This is a genomic window from Limimaricola pyoseonensis (assembly GCF_900102015.1).
Lineage (GTDB): Bacteria > Pseudomonadota > Alphaproteobacteria > Rhodobacterales > Rhodobacteraceae > Limimaricola > Limimaricola pyoseonensis.
This window is the reverse complement of sequence record NZ_FNAT01000001.1, coordinates 436,711-453,054: the sequence shown is the minus strand read 5'-3', so window position 1 is coordinate 453,054 and position 16,344 is coordinate 436,711. Positions and strand designations below refer to the sequence as shown.

Sequence of the window (16,344 nt, the reverse complement as noted above, 5' to 3'; positions counted from 1 at the left end):
GACCGCCCGGACGCAGATCCGGGCCAGGAATCGCGGCAATGTGGCGGGGAACTTGCGTTCCCACAAAGGGGCAGGGCGGTTTGCGACGTTTGACCAGTCCAAGATTCGCGCGCGTGGCCAAGTGGCGGCGGCAACGCCGGGTGCAGAACGCCGCGACGCTGGGCCTGGTGCTGCTCGGCCCGATCCTCGCCTTCGCGACCTACTGGGTGCTCGGCCCGCTCGACAAGGGTGCGAGCTCGCCCGTGCTGCGGCTCGTGCTGCTGGCCGACCTCGTCTATGCCATCATCGTCGCGGCGCTGGTGGCCTACCGCGTCTACGGCATGATCTCGGCGCGGCGCGCCCGCTCGGCCGGCTCGCGGCTGCACCTGCGGCTCACCGGGGTCTTCGCGCTGCTGGCGCTGATCCCGACCGTGCTGGTCGCGGTGTTCTCCGTGCTCACCATCAATGTCGGCCTCGAGGGCTGGTTCTCGGAGCGGGTGCGCGGCGTGCTCGCCACCTCGCTCACCGCGGCGCAGGCCTATGAGGAGGAGCACCGCCAGGGGCTGGCGCGGGACGGGCTGAGCCTCGCGGCCTTTCTCGACGCCGAGCGGCAGACCTCCTTCTTCATGTCCGACGGCGAGATCCGCCAGCTGCTGGGCCGTCAGCAGGGGCAGATCGAGCGCGGCCTGACCGAGGCCTTCGTGATCGACGGCGCCGGCGAGATCCGCGCTCGCGGCGCGCGCAGCTACGAGTTCGACTACGAGCGGCCGGAGCCACAGAACTTCCGCCGGGCGGCCTCCGAGGGCATCGCCATCATCGAGGACTGGACGAACAACGAGTTTCGCGCCCTGATCCCGCTCGAGGCCTTCACCGACCGCTACCTCTACGTCACGCGCGAGGTCGATGGCGGCATCCTCGCGCTGCTCGACGACACCCAGCAGACGGTCGAGCTCTACCAGCAGCTCGAGGCCGAGCGCGGGCGGCTGCTGTTCGAGTTCGGGCTGCTCTATCTCGGCTTCGCGCTGATCCTGATCCTCGCGGCGATCTGGCTCGGCCTGTGGTTCGCCGAGCGGCTGTCGAAGCCGGTGGGGCGGCTGGTCTCGGCCTCGCAGCGCGTGGGCGCGGGCGATCTCGACGTGCGGGTGGTCGAGGAGGAGGGCGATGACGAGATCGCCCAGATCGGCACCTATTTCAATCAGATGACCACCGAGCTGAAGGCGCAGCGCGACCGGCTGCTCGACAACACCCGCCAGATCGAGGCGCGCCGGCGGCTGTTCGACAGCGTTCTGGGCTCGGTCACCTCGGGCGTGATCGGGCTCGATTCCGGCGGCCGGGTCGCCTTTGCCAACCGCTCGGCCCGGCGGATGCTGGCGGTCGAGACGCTGCCCGAGGAGACCACGCTGCCGGAGCTGGTGCCGGAATTCGCGCCGCTCTTCGACACGCTGCGCGACGAGGAGCGCGACAGCGTGCAGGAGCAGCTGCGGGTGATCCGCTCGGGCAGCCACGAGAGCCTTCTGGTCCGCATGGCGCCGCGCCGCGCCGATGACGGCACGCTCGAGGGCTTCGTGGTGGCCTTCGACGACGTGACGGACCTCGTCAGCGCCCAGCGCATGGCCGCCTGGGGCGACGTGGCGCGCCGCATCGCGCACGAGATCAAGAACCCGCTCACCCCGATCCGGCTGTCGGCCGAGCGCATCCAGCGCAAGTTCCGCCGCAGCCTGTCGGAGGAGGAGCAGGCGACGCTCGAGCAGATGACCGAGGTGATCGTGCGCCAGACCGGCGACCTGCGCCGCATCGTCGACGAGTTTTCGAAGTTCGCGCGGATGCCCGAGCCCGACCGCAAGCACAACGACATCGCCGCGATCCTGCGCGATGCCGTGACCCTGCAGGAAGCGGGCCAGCCCGAGGTACGGTTCGACACCGACCTTCCGGCCGGGCCGGTGCCGGCCGATCTCGACGCGACGATGATCAGCCAGGCCCTGACCAACCTGATCAAGAACGCCGGGGAAGCCATTGAGAGCTTTAAAGAAAAAGGCGAAGTTCCCGCCGATTTCGAGGCCATGATCCGGGTGCGGATGGAGGTGCTCGGCGGCGAGGCGCGGATCACCATCGTCGACAACGGCATTGGCCTGCCCGAGGACCGGGCACGGCTGTTCGAGCCCTATGTCACCACCCGCGACAAGGGCACGGGGCTGGGGTTGCCGATCGTGAAGAAGATCATCGAGGAGCATGGCGGCACGCTCGCCCTGCTCGATGCGCCGTCCTTCGGGGACGGCCCGGCGCGTGGCGCCATGGCGGTTCTGACGCTGCCCGTCCGGGCGGCCGAGATGCCGCCCGACGACAAGACCGGGGAACCGGCAATGCAGGCAACAGCATGAGGACCGACATGGGCGACATCCTGATCACCGACGACGAGCGCGACATCCGGGAGCTGATCTCGGACATCCTGAAGGACGAAGGCTACAGCACGCGTCTCGCCGGAACCTCCGACGAATGCATGGACGCGATCGCCGAGGAGCCGCCGGCGCTGATGATCCTCGACATCTGGCTCAAGGACAGCCGGATGGACGGGATCGACATCCTCAAGACCGTCAAGCGCGAGCATCCGGGCATCCCGATCGTGATCATCTCCGGCCACGGCAACATCGAGATCGCCGTCGCGGCGATCAAGCAGGGCGCCTACGACTTCATCGAGAAGCCGTTCAACATTGACCAGCTGCTGGTGGTGATCAAGCGCGCGATGGAGACCTCGCGGCTGCGGCGCGAGAACACCGAGCTCAAGCGCGGCGACCAGCCGCCCTCCGAGATGCTGGGCGAAAGCGCCGCCTTTCGCAGCCTGCGCAGCCAGCTCGACAAGGTGACCCGCTCGAACGGGCGCGTCATGCTCACCGGCTCGCCCGGCTGCGGCAAGGAGATCGCCGCGCGCTACATCCACGCCAATTCGAACCGCGCGCAGGCGCCCTTCGTCGCGGTGAACTCGGTCAGCATCGAGCCCGAGCGCATGGAAGAGGCGCTGTTCGGCCGCGAGAGCGCCGAGAAGGGCGTCGAGAAGGGCCTGCTCGAGCAGGCCAATGGCGGGGTGATCTATTTCGACGAGGTGGCCGACATGCCGCTCGGCACCCAGTCGAAGCTGCTGCGCGTGCTGGTCGACCAGAGCTTCCAGCGGGTCGGCGGCACCGACAAGGTGCAGGTGGACCTGCGGGTGATCTCCTCGACCAACCGCGACCTGCAGGCGGCGATCCGGGCCGGCAGCTTCCGCCAGGAGCTGTATCACCGGCTCAACGTCGTGCCGGTCCACGTGCCCGGGCTCGAGGAGCGGCGCGAGGACATCCCGCTGCTGGCCGAGCATTTCATCGCCGAGCTGAACCGCGCCCAGGGCCTGCCGCTGCGCCCCTTGGGCGAAGACGCGCGGGCGCTTCTGCAGACCATGCTCTGGCCGGGCAACATCCGCCAGCTCAAGAACGTGGTCGAGCGGGTGCTGATCCTCGGCGACGGCAATGGCGAGATCACGGCGCGCGAGCTGCCGGGAGTCGACGACCAGAACCAGGACGAGGGCCGGGTGGTGCTGTCGGGCGGTCTGGCGACGCTGCCGCTGCGCGAGGCGCGCGAGCTGTTCGAGCGCGAATACCTGCTGACGCAGATCAACCGCTTCGGGGGCAACATCTCGCGCACCGCGGCCTTCGTCGGCATGGAGCGCTCGGCGCTGCACCGCAAGCTCAAGAGCCTGGGCGTGGTGACCTCGTCGAAGGCCGGGGCGCGGGTGGCGCATGTCGGCGGGTGATTGACCGGAGCGTCGCGCTCTGCCACTCCGGGGCGGTGTGACCGCCGCCCCGCGCGCGGTCCGGGCAAGGCGGAGCGAGGATGAAGGTCATCATCTGTGGCGCCGGGCAGGTGGGTTGGCAGATCGCCCGCCACCTGTCGGGCGAACGCAACGACGTGACGGTGGTCGACAGCAACCCCGACCTGGTGCGCCGCGCCACCGACACGCTCGACGTGCAGGGCATCACCGGTTTCGCGAGCTATCCCGACGTGCTCGACCGCGCGGGGGCGCGCGACGCCGACATGATCATCGCCGCCACCCATAGCGACGAGGTCAACATGGTCACCTGCCAGGTGGCCCATTCGGTCTTCGCGATCCAGCGCAAGATCGCGCGGCTCAGGGCGCAGTCCTATCTCGACGCGATCTATTCCGACCTCTACCGCCGCGATCACATGCCGATCGACGTGGTGATCTCGCCCGAGAAGGAGGTGGCCGACGCCGCGCTGCAGCGGCTGGCGGCGCCCTCGGCCTTCGACGCCGAGAGCTTCCTCGACGGGCGCGGCCACCTGCTGGGCATCTCGATCGACGAGGACTGCCCGGTGATCAACACGCCGCTGCGGCAGCTCACCGACCTGTTCTCGACGCTGCGCGCGATCGTGGTGGGCATCCGCCGCCGTGGCCGGCTCTTCGCGCCGAGCCCCGAGGACCAGATCTTTCCGGGCGACTCGATCTACGTCTTCACCGACACAGCCGACATGGAGCGCACGCTCGAGATCTTCGGCAAGCGCCCGGCCAAGCAGGACCGGATCGTGGTAATCGGCGGCGGCAATGTCGGGCTCGGCGTGGCGCGCGCGCTGGAAACCCGGGTCGAGCGGGTCCGGGTCAAGATGATCGAGCGCGACCGCGCCGCCGCCGAGCGCGCCGCGGACCAGCTCGACCGCACCATCGTGCTCAACGGCGACGGGCTCGATGCGGGCCTGCTCGAGGAGGCGCAGATCGGCACCGCCGACGCGGTGCTGGTGGTCACCGACGACGACAAGACCAACCTTCTGGCCGCGGTCCGCGCCAAGGCGCTCGGCTGCCCGCTGGCGATCTGTCTCGTCAACGACCCGACGCTGGTGCCCTTGATGCAGGCGATGGACATCGACGCCTACATCAACCCGCGCGCCACCACCGTGAGCTCGATCCTGCGTCACATCCGGCATGGCCGGGTGCGCGGCGTCTATTCGATCGGCGACGCCGAGGCCGAGCTGATCGAGGCGCAGGTGCTGGGCACCTCGCCGATCGCCGGGCAGCGCATCCGCGACATCGCCTTCCCCGAGGGCGTGCTGGTCGGCGGCGTGGTCAAGGACGGGCGGATGATGAAGATCCACGGCGCGCTCAGGATCGAGGAGGGCGACATGGTCGCGCTCTTCGCCATGGCCGACGACGTGCCCGAGGTCGAGCGCCTGCTCCAGGTCTCGATCGATTTCTTCTGAGCCCATGCACCACCGCCTGACCCGCATTCCCTTCTTCGTGCTGCTGATGGCGATCGGGGCGGTGGCGATGCTGCTGCCGGCGCTGCACGCGCTGGTGCTCGAGGATTTCACCACCTCGCGCACCTTCCTGTACGGCGCGATCCTGTCGGGCGTGCTGGCGCTGCTGATCGGGCTGGCCACCGCGAACTACCGGCCCGCCAGCGTGCCGCGCAGCCAGCTCTCGGCGCTGGTCGCGGCCTTCACCGTGCTGCCGGTGATGTTCGCCGTGCCGTTCCACGAGGCGCTGGGGACGACGAGCTTCCTCAATGCCTGGTTCGAGATGGTGTCGAGCTTCACCACCACCGGCGCCACGGTCTACGACAACCCCTACAGGCTGGACGAGAGCCTGCATCTGTGGCGCGCCACGGTGGGCTGGCTCGGCGGGCTCTTGGTCTGGATCACCGCCGTCTCGGTGCTGGCCCCGATGAACCTCGGCGGCTTCGAGGTGCGCAGCCCCTCGATCATCGGCGCGGGCGGCGCGCGGCTCTCGGCGATGGGCCGGATGGCCGACCCCTCGGAACGGCTCCTGCGCTACGCGGCCAAGCTGGTGCCGGTCTATGCCGGGCTGACCGGGCTCCTCTGGGCCGGTCTGGTCGCGGCCGGCGACCGGCCCTTCGTCGCGATCTGCCACGCCATGTCGGTCATGGCGACCAGCGGCATCAGCCCGGTGGGCGGGCTGCGCTTCGGCGAATCGGGGCTTCTGGGCGAGATGCTGATCCTGATGTTCCTAGTCTTCGCGCTGTCGCGGCTGACCTTCGCGCGCAAGATGTTCGGCGACACCGGCGGGCGGCTCCTGCGCGACCCCGAACTCCGGATGGGTCTGGCCCTGATGCTGATCGTGCCGGGCCTTCTGTTTCTGCGGCACTTCTTCGGCGCGGTCGAGGACCGGGCCGAGGCCGACCTGCCGCTGGCCTTCACCGCGCTGTGGGGCGCGCTGTTCACGGTCACCTCCTTCCTGACCACCACCGGCTTCGAGAGCCGGTTCTGGATCGGCGCGGCGGACTGGTCGGGGCTCGACACGCCGGGGCTGATCCTCGTCGGGCTCGCGCTGATCGGCGGCGGCGTCGCGACCACGGCGGGCGGGGTGAAGCTGCTCAGGGTCTACGCGCTGTGGATGCATGGCAAGCGCGAGCTCGAGCGCCTCGTGCATCCACATTCGATCGGCGGTGACGGCATCGAGGCGCGCCGCATCCGGCGCGAGGGCGCCTTCATCTCGTGGATCTTCTTCATGCTCTTCGCGCTGTCGGTGACGGCGGTGATGCTGGCGCTGTCCTTCACCGGGGTGCAGTTCGAGGTGGCGATGACGCTGACGGTGGCGGCGCTGTCGACCACCGGCCCGCTGGCCGAGATCGGCGCGCAATACCCGATCTCCTACGCCGGCATCCCCAACGCGGCGAAGATGGTGCTCGCCGCGGCGATGGTGCTCGGCCGGCTCGAGACGCTGGCGATCATCGCGCTGCTCAACCCCGCCTCCTGGCGCAGCTGACGCGGCGCGATTGGGGCTGGAATCTCCACCCGCACCGCTCCATACTCGGGCGCAAACGAGGGCAAGGCCGATCCGCGGCCGCAAGAACAAAGGGACGGTGATGGCCGGTGACAAGCAGAACCTTCAGGACGCCTTCCTGAATCATGTGCGCAAGATCAAGGTGCCGGTGACGATCTTCCTGATCAATGGCGTCAAGCTGCAGGGCGTGATCACCTGGTTCGACAATTTCTGCGTGCTGCTGCGCCGAGACGGCCAGAGCCAGCTCGTCTACAAGAGCGCGATCTCGACGATCATGCCCTCGCAGCCCGTGAACCTCTACGACGGTGAAGATTGACCGACTATTACATTCCCGAGAGACCGGACACCCGCGCCTGGGTGATCCATCCCGAGGTGAAGAGCGAACAGGACCGGCGCGAGCCGGTCTCTGCGCTTGAGGAGGCGGTCGCGCTCGCGGCCGCCCTGCCGGGGCTCGACGTCGTCGGCTCCGAAATCGTGCGCCTGCCCAAGCGCCATCCCGGCATGCTGTTCGGCACCGGCAAGATCGAGGAGCTGAAGACCCGGCTGCAGGCCAACGAGGTCGAGCTGGTGCTGATCGACGGCCATCTCGGGCCGGTGCAGCAGCGCAATCTCGAGAAGGAATGGAAGGTCAAGATCCTCGATCGGACCGGGCTGATCCTCGAGATCTTCGGCGACCGCGCCGCGACGCGCGAAGGCGTGCTGCAGGTCGAGATGGCGGCGCTGAACTACCAGCGCGGCCGGCTTGTCCGCGCCTGGACCCACCTCGAGCGGCAGCGCGGGGGCTTGGGCTTCGTCGGTGGCCCCGGCGAGACGCAGATCGAGGCCGACCGGCGCGCCATCGACGAACAGCTCGTGCGGCTGCGCCGACAGCTCGACAAGGTGGTGAAGACCCGCGCGCTGCACCGCGCCAGCCGCGCCAAGGTGCCGTTCCCGATCGTGGCGCTGGTGGGCTACACCAACGCCGGCAAGTCGACGCTGTTCAACCGGCTGACCGGGGCCGAGGTGATGGCCAAGGACATGCTCTTCGCCACGCTCGACCCGACCATGCGGCGGGTGGTGCTGCCGACCGGCGACGAGGTGATCCTGTCGGACACGGTGGGCTTCATCTCCGACCTGCCGACCGAGCTGGTCGCGGCGTTCCGCGCCACGCTCGAAGAGGTGCTCGACGCCGATCTGGTGCTGCATGTGCGCGACATCGGCCACCCGCAGACCGCCGAACAGGCCCGCGACGTGGAGACCATCCTCACCGGGCTCGGGCTGCCCGACGACACGCCGAAGATCGAGGTCTGGAACAAGATCGACGCCCTGGCCGAGGAAAACCGCTCGGCCGCGCTGGAGCGCGCCGCGCGCACCGAGAACGCCGCCGCGGTCTCTGCGCTCGACGGCTCGGGCATCGATGAGTTGCTCGGCGCCGTGTCCGAGGCGCTTGGCGGCGTCAAGCACCGCGAGGAGCTGACGCTCGACTTCGCGGATGGCAAGCGCCGCGCCTGGCTGTTCGAGCAGGGGCTGGTCGAGGCGGACGAGCAGACCGAGGACGGGCACCGCATGGAGGTGCGCTGGTCGGCCGCGCAGAAGGCCCGTTTCGAACGGCTCTGAGCCGACGCCCCGGCGGGGCTCAGAGCCGCCGCAGCACCCCGTAGTGAAAGCGCTGCACCACGCCGCCGGGCGTGGTGTGGGCGTGCCGCTCCGAGACCGCCAGTTCGAAGCCCGGACCGAAATGCGCCGCGAGGGCGGGCCCGTCCCAGCGCGCCACCGGCAGGCCGCTGCAGCGGTCGGGCCCCTCCGGGGCGAAGGTCGCGATCACGGCATGGCCGCCCGGCGCCAGCGCGGCGGCGAGGGTCTGCGCGTAGCGCCCCTGGTCGAACGGGTCGGTCAGGAAATGAAAGGCCGCGCGGTCGTGCCAGAGCGCGTATTGCCGCGCCGGCGCCCAGGCCAGGACGTTGCCGGCGATCCATTCGACCGGCGCGCCTTCGGGCAGGCGAGTCGCGGCCCGCGCCAGCGCATGGGGCGAGAGGTCCAGCACGGTCAGGTCGCTGTAACCTTCCGCGAACAGCGCCTCGGCCAGCCGCGACGCCCCGCCGCCGATATCGATGACCGGGGCCGTATGCGATACGCCCGCGTCCGCGATCAGCCGCAGCGAGGTCTCGGGCCGGGGCTCGTACCAGCTGACATCGGTTTCGGCGCGATCGCGGTAGACGCTATCCCAATGGCCGGTCTGCTCGGACATCGGCACTCCCTTCCGGTTGCGTAGCACCCTAGACCGGCCCTAGGTCGAAGTCACGGGGCAGGGCCCGCAACAGCGGCCCCGCCTGACGGCAACAATGGGAAACCGGCGATGATCTTCGATCTGCACCATGTGCAACTGGCTATGCCGCAAGGCGGCGAGGCGGCGGCGCGCGGCTTCTATGGCGACCTGCTGGGGCTGGAGGAGGAGGCGAAGCCCGAGGCGCTGAAGGAGCGCGGCGGCGTCTGGTTCCGTGCGCCCGGGCTGCGCCTGCATCTCGGGGTGGAGACGCCCTTCGTGCCGGCGCGGAAGGCGCATCCCGCCTTCCGCGTCGCCGATCTCGACGCCGCCGTCGCGGGGCTGGAGAAAGCCGGGGTGGCCTGCCGCCCCGACATCGACCTGCCGGGGCTACGCCGGGTCTACCTGGCCGATCCCTTCGGCAACCGGATCGAGATCTGCCAGGCGGTCTGAGGCTTCACTTCAGCGGGTCGTGGCCCCAGTTCATCAGCGAGTAGCGCCACTTGGAATGCTCGGCGTCATCCTTGGGGCCGCCCTGCGATTTGTGGCGCTTGATGTAGCCCACGACCTTCGCCATGTGGTCCCACTGGTCGTCGGTGAGGTCGCCCTTGTTGGTGCGCTTGATCTCGACGATGCGCCGGCCCGACTTGTGGCCGGTGCTCTCGCCGCTGTCGGAATCGCCCACCTCCTTGCTTTCCTCGGTCTCGAGCCACTCCTCGAGTTCCTTGGGCGCCATGTTCACCAGATCGCCCCACTCGTCCCAGATCTCGTCATGCGACTTGCTGCTCATCGCCTGCTCCTTTCCGTTGTCGGTGGGGCAACGGCGCGCAGGGCGCGACGGGTCCCGCGTCAGTTCGGCGCGGGCAGGAGCTGGGTGATGCCGACCGAGGCGCCACGCGCGAGCGAGGGGTCGAGCGACATCGGGATGTATTCGCCGCGGCGCCACAGCTCGCCCAGATCGTCGTAGTGGCGCGACAGCGGGTGGCCCGACTGGCCCGTTGAAATGACGAAGACCGAGCTGTCGGGGTCGGCGAAATCGTAGATCCCGCGATAGCCGGCGGCATGGACGTTGTGGAACGGGTTCGGCGCCCGCCCGTCGGTCAGGCCGCGCAGGAGCGTGTTGTCGCCGCCAGAGCTGCTCTGGCGGATGTTGACGAACCAGCTCAGGAGCGGCGTGCCGCCCAGCACCGGATGGTCCTGCCGCGCGACATGCGCGTCGCCCCAGCGCAGGCTCTCCAGCTCGCCGCCATAGGTCTCGGAGATCCAGATCAGCGCGTCGTCGAGCGCCATGCGCGCGATGTCGGCGCAGCTTTCCTCGACCGCGGATTGCTGGATGTCGCACCAGGCCGAGGCGCCGCCCTCGTCGCGGAACACCCGGTCGATGAAGAGCGGGCGCAGATGGCGGAACTCGGCCGCGAGCGGCCCCAGCTCGTCGCGGATCAGCCGGTCCTGCAGCGCCCGCATCCAGGCGGCGTAGATCAGCGGCTCGGGCAGGTGCTCGTTCATCTCGCCGTTCCACTCGCCGAGCAGTTCCAGCGCACGCTGGCGGCGGCGCTCGGTCGTGCCCTCGGCGGCCGGGGCGCCGCTGTACCACAGGTCGGCGCCGACCAGCGGCAGGAGCGCCCGCGCGGTCGGGCTGACGGCGTCGAGCTGCGCCTCGATGAAGCTTTCTCGGGTATGCACCTCGCGCGACTGCATCAGCCCGCGCCAGCGCGCGATGCGCTGCGTGTCACCCCAGTCGTGCGAGACGTGGTCGGGGAAGGGGCGGTCGACGGTCTTGTTGTTGGTGTTGCCGACCAGCCCGCCCACCGGGTCGACCTGTTCGGGCAGGGCGGCATAGGACATCCGGCCCTGCCAGCGGTTCACGGCTTCGTGGCCCAGCGTCGGCATCCGGCCCTCGCTGCGATGACCCGGGTCGCGCATCGGCGTCGCGCCGACGGTCTTCAGCGCGACGCGGTTGCGGTCGGCGAGGATCAGGTTCTGGTGCGGCGCGAGCTGCAGCCGGCCGGCGCGGATGCCTTCCTCGATCGAGCGCGCCTGCATCAGCCGCAGCCCGGCGGTCATGCTGGTGTCGTCCTCCGACAGGCCGGTCCAGGCCAGCGCCATGACGTGCCCGGGCGGGCGCACCGCCTCGAGCGCGAACTGCTCGGCCGGCAGGACGGGCCCGTTCTCGGTCCGCTGCAGGTTCAGGGTCAGCGCCGGGGCACCGGCGATCTCGACGATGCTGTCGCGGCTCTCGAAGGCGGCCCAGCCGCCGGGGGTGCGGTACTCGCCGGCGTTCTTCGGGTTCACCTCCTCGGCGTAGAGGTCGAGCGCGTCGGCGAAGGAAGCGGTGATGCCCCAGCCGAGATCGGCGCTGCGCCCGGCCAGCACCAGCGGGATGCCGGGAATGGTGGCGCCGATCACGCCGCCGGAGCGCAGCTCCAGCCGGGCGAGGTACCAGATCGAGGGCGCGCTCAGCATGCGGTGCGGGTCGTTGGCCAGAAGCGTCGCGCCGGTGGCCGAACGGCCCGGCCCGGCGGCCCAGGCGTTCGAGGCGCCGGCGAAGCCGGCCGGCAGGCTGGCGGAAAGCGGGTCGGGTTCGGCCGCGGCCACGGCGCGGCGCTGCGGGATCTCGGGGACCAGATCGGCGTAGCGGGGCAGGGCCATCAGGCCCGGGCCCGGCACGTCGGGCAGGACGTCGCGCAGCCGCTCGGGCTCGACCGCGAGAGAGACGCGCGCGCGCAGCACCTCGGTCTGCAGCTGGTCGGTCTGCTGCCAGGCCACCAGCTTGAGCAGCGCGAGGCTGTCGGCGGGCTGCCAGGGCGCGACCGGCTGGTTGAAGAACCACATCTCCGGCGCGCCGCGTCCGCGCGCGCCGGCATTCACCTCCTCGAGCCATGTGTTGACGCCCGCGGCATAGGCCTCGAGCGCGGCCCGGGTCTGGCCGTCCTGGTCCTCGACCGAGCGGATGGCGGCCTGGTAGAGGCCGAGGCGGCGCATCAGGACGTCGCTGGAGACCGTGCGCGGGCCGAACAGCTCGGACAGCCGCCCCTGAACCGTGCGGCGCAGCATGGTCATCTGCCACAGCCGGTCCTGCGCATGGGCGAACCCCAGCGCGAAGAACACGTCGCGGTCGGTGCGGCCGAAGACATGCGGGACGTTGGCGTTGTCGCGCACGATCTCGACCGGGGCCGAGACCCCCTCGACCCGCAGCCGGGCCGAATAGTCCGGCAAGGAGCGACCGGCGAACCAGTAGGCCAGCAAGAACAGGGCGAGGCCGAGCAGGATCGCCCCCGTGGTCAGGCGCAGAAGCCAGCGGAACAGAGCGGCCATTCATCCTCCGGGAGTGCGCGGGGCCGGACCCGCGCTTGACGGGCCCACGGGCCTTGGTGAGTATCGCGCCTCGGGGACGAGCGAAAGCCCCGTGAACGCAAGGGGAGATAAGATGGCGAAGCTGGCGTTTCTGGGCCTGGGCGTGATGGGGTTCCCGATGGCGGGCCACCTGGTCGCGGCCGGCCACGAGGTCACGGTCTACAACCGCACCGCGGCCAAGGCCGAGGCCTGGGTCAAGCAGCATGGCGGCCGGCATGCGGGCACGCCGCGCGAGGCGGCACAGGGCGCCGAGATCGTCTTCGCCTGCGTCGGCAACGACGACGACCTGCGCTCGGTCTGCCTGGGCGATGACGGGGCCTTCGCGGGCATGGGCGCGGGCGCGCTCTTCGTCGACCACACCACGGTCAGCGCCGCGGTGACGCGCGAGCTGGCGGCGGCGGCCGACGCGGCGGGGCTCGGCTTCGTCGATGCGCCGGTCTCGGGCGGTCAGGCGGGGGCCGAGAACGGCCAGCTTTCGGTGATGTGCGGCGGCGCGCAGGACCATTTCGACCGGGCCGAGCCGGTGATCGACGCCTATGCCAAGATCTGCCGCAGGCTGGGCGAGAGCGGCGCGGGGCAACTGGCCAAGATGGCCAACCAGATCGCAATCGCGGGGCTGGTGCAGGGCCTGTCGGAGTCGCTGGCCTTCGCCGAGAAGGCCGGCCTCGACGGGCGCGAGCTGGTCGAGGTGATCAGCCAGGGCGCGGCCGGCAGCTGGCAGATGGTCAACCGCCACGGCACCATGCTCGACGACCAGTTCGAGCACGGCTTCGCGGTGGACTGGATGCGCAAGGATCTGGGCATCTGCCTCGATGCGGCGGACGAGCTGTCGGTCAGCCTGCCGGTGACGGCGCTGGTCGACCAGTTCTACAAGGAGGTGCAGCAGATGGGCGGCGGCCGATGGGACACCTCGTCGCTGATCAAGCGGCTGCGCCGCGACTGACCCCGGGGCCGGGCAGGGCGGGGCTTGCCTTTTCGGCGCGACGGCGCTAATGGCCGGCCCACGTCAATCCCGCAGGCGGGGGCGGGCCTTCGGGGGGAGACATCCCCCGGGGTCCACCGGTTGGGGCAGCCGCCCTGATCCTCCGCCGAGGCAAAACCGGAAAGGTATAGAGACATGGCTCTTCCCGAGTTCTCCATGCGCCAGCTGCTCGAGGCCGGCGTCCACTTCGGCCACCAGACCGCGCGCTGGAACCCGCGGATGTCCGAGTACATCTACGGCGCCCGCAACGGCATCCACATCGTCGACCTGACCCAGACCGTCCCGATGCTGGACAAGGCCCTGACCGTGATCCGCGACACCGTCGCCAAGGGCGGCCGCGTGCTGTTCGTCGGCACCAAGCGCCAGGCCGCGCAGCCGATCGCCGAGGCCGCCGAGAAGTCGGCGCAGTTCTACATGAACCACCGCTGGCTCGGCGGCACGCTGACCAACTGGCAGACCGTCTCGCAGTCGATCAACCGCCTGCGCGCCATCGACGAGGCGGCCGATCAGGGCTTTGCCGGCCTGACCAAGAAAGAGCGTCTCGGCATGGAGCGCGAGCAGGCCAAGCTGCAGGCCTCGCTGGGCGGCATCCGCGAGATGGGCGGCGTGCCGGACCTGCTGTTCGTGATCGACGTCAACAAGGAAGACCTGGCGATCTCGGAAGCCAAGAAGCTCGGCATCCCGGTCGTCGCCGTGGTCGACACCAACTGCTCGCCCGAGGGCGTGGACTACGTGATCCCGGGCAATGACGACGCCGCCCGCGCGATCTCGCTCTACTGCGACCTCGCCGCCCGCGCCGCGCTGGACGGCATGAGCGCGCAGCTCGGCGCCGCCGGCGTCGACATGGGCGCGATGGAAGAGCTGGCCGAGCAGGAGCTCGCCGCCGCCGAGGACGCCTCGGCCGAGTAATCCTCGACCCGTCGCATGACGGTTACCGGGCGCACCGATGGTGCGTCCGGACCCCACCCAATTCAAGGAGAGACGTGATGGCGATCACTGCGAGCATGGTCAAGGAACTGCGCGACACCACCGGCGCGGGCATGATGGACGCCAAGAAGGCGCTGACCGAGACCGACGGCGACATGGAAGCCGCGGTCGACTGGCTGCGCACCAAGGGCCTGGCCAAGGCCGCCAAGAAATCCGGCCGTACCGCCGCCGAGGGCCTGGTGGCCGTCGCTGTCGAGGGTAGCCGCGGCATCGCGGTCGAGGTGAACTCGGAGACCGACTTCGTCGCCAAGAACGCCGATTTCCAGGCGATGGTGAAGAAGGTCGCCGACGCGGCCGTGACCGCCCAGGACCTCGAGGCGCTGAAGGCCACCGAGGTCGACGGCAAGCCGGTCGAGGCGCTGATCACCGACAGCATCGCCAAGGTCGGCGAGAACATGACGCTGCGCCGCATGGCCGCGATCGAGGGCGAGCAGGTCGTGACCTACGTCCACAACGCCGCCACCGACGGCATGGGCAAGATCGGCGTTCTCGTCGCGCTCACCGGCGGTGACGAGGCCTTCGGCCGCCAGATCGCGATGCACATCGCCGCGGCCAACCCCGCCGCGCTCGGCGAGGCCGATCTCGACCAGGAGATGCTGGCCAAGGAAAAGGCCGTGCAGATGGACATCGCCCGCGAGAGCGGCAAGCCGGAGCAGGTCATCGAGAAGATGATCGAAGGCCGGATGAAGAAGTTCGTCGCCGAGTCGACCCTGCTGGGTCAGGCCTTCGTGGTGAACCCCGACCTGACCGTCGAGCAGGCCGCGAAAGAGGCCGGCGCCACCATCACCGGCTTCGTCCGGCTCGAGGTCGGCGAGGGCATCGAGAAGGTCGAGGAAGACTTCGCCGCCGAGGTCGCCAAGGCCGCCAAGGGCTGAGCCCGGCACCGGCCGATCATCGAGGGCGCCCGCTGCGGCGGGCGTCCTTACATAAGTCGGCCCATCGCCACAAAAAAGCCGCGCCCGGACGGTAGGACGGGCGCGGCCATCTCATGCTGGATACCGACCTGCTGCTGTCGGTTTGGCAGGGTCCGCGGAAAGTCACGTCCTTTCGGGAAGCCGCCTTTGGTCGTACCGACCACACTCGCTAACACCCCGAGCGTCTCACGGATCGGCGGCTAGCGGTAGTCAGGTATTCCTGACTTGAGAGCCGCAAATCAGCTCTTCGGCATATATATTTGGTTGTATAAAGACGCGTGCAATACCGCTTGTGGTGTATTGCGGGCGTCCAACGCCTCGCGCGCCAAACGCAGGTGCTTTTCGATCGTCGCTTCGGTAAGGCCCAGAAGATCGGCGATCTCCCGCGTGGTATGCCCATCGGCCACGTGGCACAGCATTTCCCGCTGCCGGTCGGTCAACCTGTAGGGCCCGCAGGGCAGCGACATCAGCTTGAGATGAAAGACATCGTTCAATGCGGCGATTTCCTGGCCCTGGAGATCCCAGAGCCGGTCGACGTCGCGCTGGCTCATGCCGGGTCGGGCGACGAGATCGATCGCGCCGGTGACGCGCGAGACGGCATTGCGGAAGAAGATCGTGTAGCCGGCGTGGCTGTCGCCGTGATGACCGGGCCGCGACAGCGACCAGCTGCGCGGGCCGGGGCGGCCGTCGGACAGGCCGTCGTTGAACGTGTCGGAGGGCTCGGCACGGCCATGGGGGACGGTGCTGAGCATGACCCAGCCACGGGCACCACGCTCGATCTCGGCGCGGGTCAGGCGGGTGAAGGCGCAGAGCAGGCGCTCGAAGCCGTAGAGCGCCATGCGGTCGCAATGTGCACGCCAGAGCTGGTCGATATCCTGCGCCGACGCCAGCGCCGCCAGATGAGCAGAAAGCGCGGGGCCTTCGACTTCGGGCTTACTTGGCATGATGACATTGCCTCATAAGACAAGACCGTATCATCATGTTCGCGACAGGCGAATACTTCGTATAAGTTACATAATACTAGTTATGAGGCTTGGGTTATTCGGGTCTGCGGCGTCCCGCTCCCGACACCGGATATCGTTTTTTCCCGTCAACCACGGCTCGC

General features: G+C 69.4%; 14 protein-coding genes. 10 read left to right on the top strand and 4 right to left on the bottom strand.

The features are described from left to right. The first annotated feature begins 38 nt into the window (after positions 1–38). The 6 genes from BLT43_RS02175 to hflX all read left to right on the top strand — a co-directional run bounded on the left by BLT43_RS02175 (position 39) and on the right by hflX (position 8,356). On the top strand, positions 39–2,357 hold the full coding sequence (locus tag BLT43_RS02175) for a sensor histidine kinase NtrY-like (protein ID WP_207497391.1): 2,319 nt from the start codon (positions 39–41) through the stop codon (positions 2,355–2,357). An 8-nt stretch (positions 2,358–2,365) separates the two neighbouring features. Further along, entirely contained in the window at positions 2,366–3,760 is a 1,395-nt protein-coding gene (gene ntrX, locus BLT43_RS02170) for a nitrogen assimilation response regulator NtrX (RefSeq protein ID WP_090109663.1), read from the top strand. Between the two features lie 80 nt (positions 3,761–3,840). Next, positions 3,841–5,217, top strand: a complete 1,377-nt coding sequence (gene trkA, locus BLT43_RS02165; protein ID WP_090109661.1) for a Trk system potassium transporter TrkA — start codon at positions 3,841–3,843, stop codon at positions 5,215–5,217. Positions 5,218–5,221: 4 nt separating this feature from the next. Beyond that, on the top strand, positions 5,222–6,742 hold the full coding sequence (locus tag BLT43_RS02160) for a TrkH family potassium uptake protein (RefSeq protein ID WP_090109659.1): 1,521 nt from the start codon (positions 5,222–5,224) through the stop codon (positions 6,740–6,742). 100 nt (positions 6,743–6,842) lie between these two features. After that, positions 6,843–7,076, top strand: coding sequence for an RNA chaperone Hfq (hfq, locus tag BLT43_RS02155; RefSeq protein ID WP_017928544.1), 234 nt, complete (start codon positions 6,843–6,845; stop codon positions 7,074–7,076). After that, positions 7,073–8,356: a GTPase HflX gene (gene hflX, locus BLT43_RS02150; RefSeq protein WP_090109657.1), complete on the top strand. Its 1,284-nt coding sequence runs from the start codon at positions 7,073–7,075 to the stop codon at positions 8,354–8,356. Before hfq ends, hflX begins: the two co-directional genes overlap by 4 nt. A gap of 19 nt (positions 8,357–8,375) precedes the next feature. Here the strand turns inward: hflX and BLT43_RS02145 are convergent, their stop codons facing one another. Continuing rightward, positions 8,376–8,987 (bottom strand): class I SAM-dependent methyltransferase, encoded by a 612-nt coding sequence (locus tag BLT43_RS02145; protein ID WP_090109655.1) that lies wholly within the window; start codon positions 8,985–8,987, stop codon positions 8,376–8,378. Between the two features lie 108 nt (positions 8,988–9,095). On the opposite strand from BLT43_RS02145, the gene BLT43_RS02140 reads away from it, so the two are divergent. After that, complete coding sequence (locus BLT43_RS02140; RefSeq protein WP_090109653.1) at positions 9,096–9,455, top strand: VOC family protein; 360 nt, start codon at positions 9,096–9,098, stop codon at positions 9,453–9,455. A 4-nt stretch (positions 9,456–9,459) separates the two neighbouring features. Here the strand turns inward: BLT43_RS02140 and BLT43_RS02135 are convergent, their stop codons facing one another. Both BLT43_RS02135 and BLT43_RS02130 read right to left on the bottom strand, forming a co-directional pair. Next, positions 9,460–9,792: a DUF3140 domain-containing protein gene (locus BLT43_RS02135; protein ID WP_090109651.1), complete on the bottom strand. Its 333-nt coding sequence runs from the start codon at positions 9,790–9,792 to the stop codon at positions 9,460–9,462. 59 nt (positions 9,793–9,851) lie between these two features. After that, positions 9,852–12,317, bottom strand: a complete 2,466-nt coding sequence (locus BLT43_RS02130) for a penicillin acylase family protein (protein ID WP_090109649.1) — start codon at positions 12,315–12,317, stop codon at positions 9,852–9,854. Between the two features lie 112 nt (positions 12,318–12,429). Between BLT43_RS02130 and BLT43_RS02125 the strand changes: the two genes are divergently transcribed. The 3 genes from BLT43_RS02125 to tsf all read left to right on the top strand — a co-directional run bounded on the left by BLT43_RS02125 (position 12,430) and on the right by tsf (position 15,200). Next, a complete protein-coding gene (locus BLT43_RS02125) occupies positions 12,430–13,299 on the top strand; it encodes an NAD(P)-dependent oxidoreductase (RefSeq protein WP_090109647.1) in 870 nt (289 codons plus the stop codon). A gap of 174 nt (positions 13,300–13,473) precedes the next feature. After that, positions 13,474–14,247, top strand: coding sequence for a 30S ribosomal protein S2 (rpsB, locus tag BLT43_RS02120; protein WP_090109645.1), 774 nt, complete (start codon positions 13,474–13,476; stop codon positions 14,245–14,247). Positions 14,248–14,324: 77 nt separating this feature from the next. Beyond that, positions 14,325–15,200, top strand: coding sequence for a translation elongation factor Ts (gene tsf, locus BLT43_RS02115; RefSeq protein ID WP_090109643.1), 876 nt, complete (start codon positions 14,325–14,327; stop codon positions 15,198–15,200). 278 nt (positions 15,201–15,478) lie between these two features. Here the strand turns inward: tsf and BLT43_RS02110 are convergent, their stop codons facing one another. Beyond that, positions 15,479–16,183, bottom strand: coding sequence for a helix-turn-helix transcriptional regulator (locus BLT43_RS02110; protein ID WP_242652186.1), 705 nt, complete (start codon positions 16,181–16,183; stop codon positions 15,479–15,481). Positions 16,184–16,344 lie beyond the last annotated feature (161 nt).

Excerpts from the sequence above, each read along its gene's own strand:
- BLT43_RS02175 (WP_207497391.1), top strand. The coding sequence starts at position 39 with ATGTGGCGGGGAACTTGCGTTCCCACAAAGGGGCAGGGCGGTTTGCGA.
- ntrX (WP_090109663.1), top strand. The coding sequence starts at position 2,366 with ATGGGCGACATCCTGATCACCGACGACGAGCGCGACATCCGGGAGCTG.
- trkA (WP_090109661.1), top strand. The coding sequence starts at position 3,841 with ATGAAGGTCATCATCTGTGGCGCCGGGCAGGTGGGTTGGCAGATCGCC.
- BLT43_RS02160 (WP_090109659.1), top strand. The coding sequence starts at position 5,222 with ATGCACCACCGCCTGACCCGCATTCCCTTCTTCGTGCTGCTGATGGCG.
- hfq (WP_017928544.1), top strand. The coding sequence starts at position 6,843 with ATGGCCGGTGACAAGCAGAACCTTCAGGACGCCTTCCTGAATCATGTG.
- BLT43_RS02145 (WP_090109655.1), bottom strand. The coding sequence starts at position 8,987 with ATGTCCGAGCAGACCGGCCATTGGGATAGCGTCTACCGCGATCGCGCC.
- BLT43_RS02140 (WP_090109653.1), top strand. The coding sequence starts at position 9,096 with ATGATCTTCGATCTGCACCATGTGCAACTGGCTATGCCGCAAGGCGGC.
- BLT43_RS02135 (WP_090109651.1), bottom strand. The coding sequence starts at position 9,792 with ATGAGCAGCAAGTCGCATGACGAGATCTGGGACGAGTGGGGCGATCTG.
- BLT43_RS02130 (WP_090109649.1), bottom strand. The coding sequence starts at position 12,317 with ATGGCCGCTCTGTTCCGCTGGCTTCTGCGCCTGACCACGGGGGCGATC.
- BLT43_RS02125 (WP_090109647.1), top strand. The coding sequence starts at position 12,430 with ATGGCGAAGCTGGCGTTTCTGGGCCTGGGCGTGATGGGGTTCCCGATG.
- rpsB (WP_090109645.1), top strand. The coding sequence starts at position 13,474 with ATGGCTCTTCCCGAGTTCTCCATGCGCCAGCTGCTCGAGGCCGGCGTC.
- tsf (WP_090109643.1), top strand. The coding sequence starts at position 14,325 with ATGGCGATCACTGCGAGCATGGTCAAGGAACTGCGCGACACCACCGGC.
- BLT43_RS02110 (WP_242652186.1), bottom strand. The coding sequence starts at position 16,183 with ATGCCAAGTAAGCCCGAAGTCGAAGGCCCCGCGCTTTCTGCTCATCTG.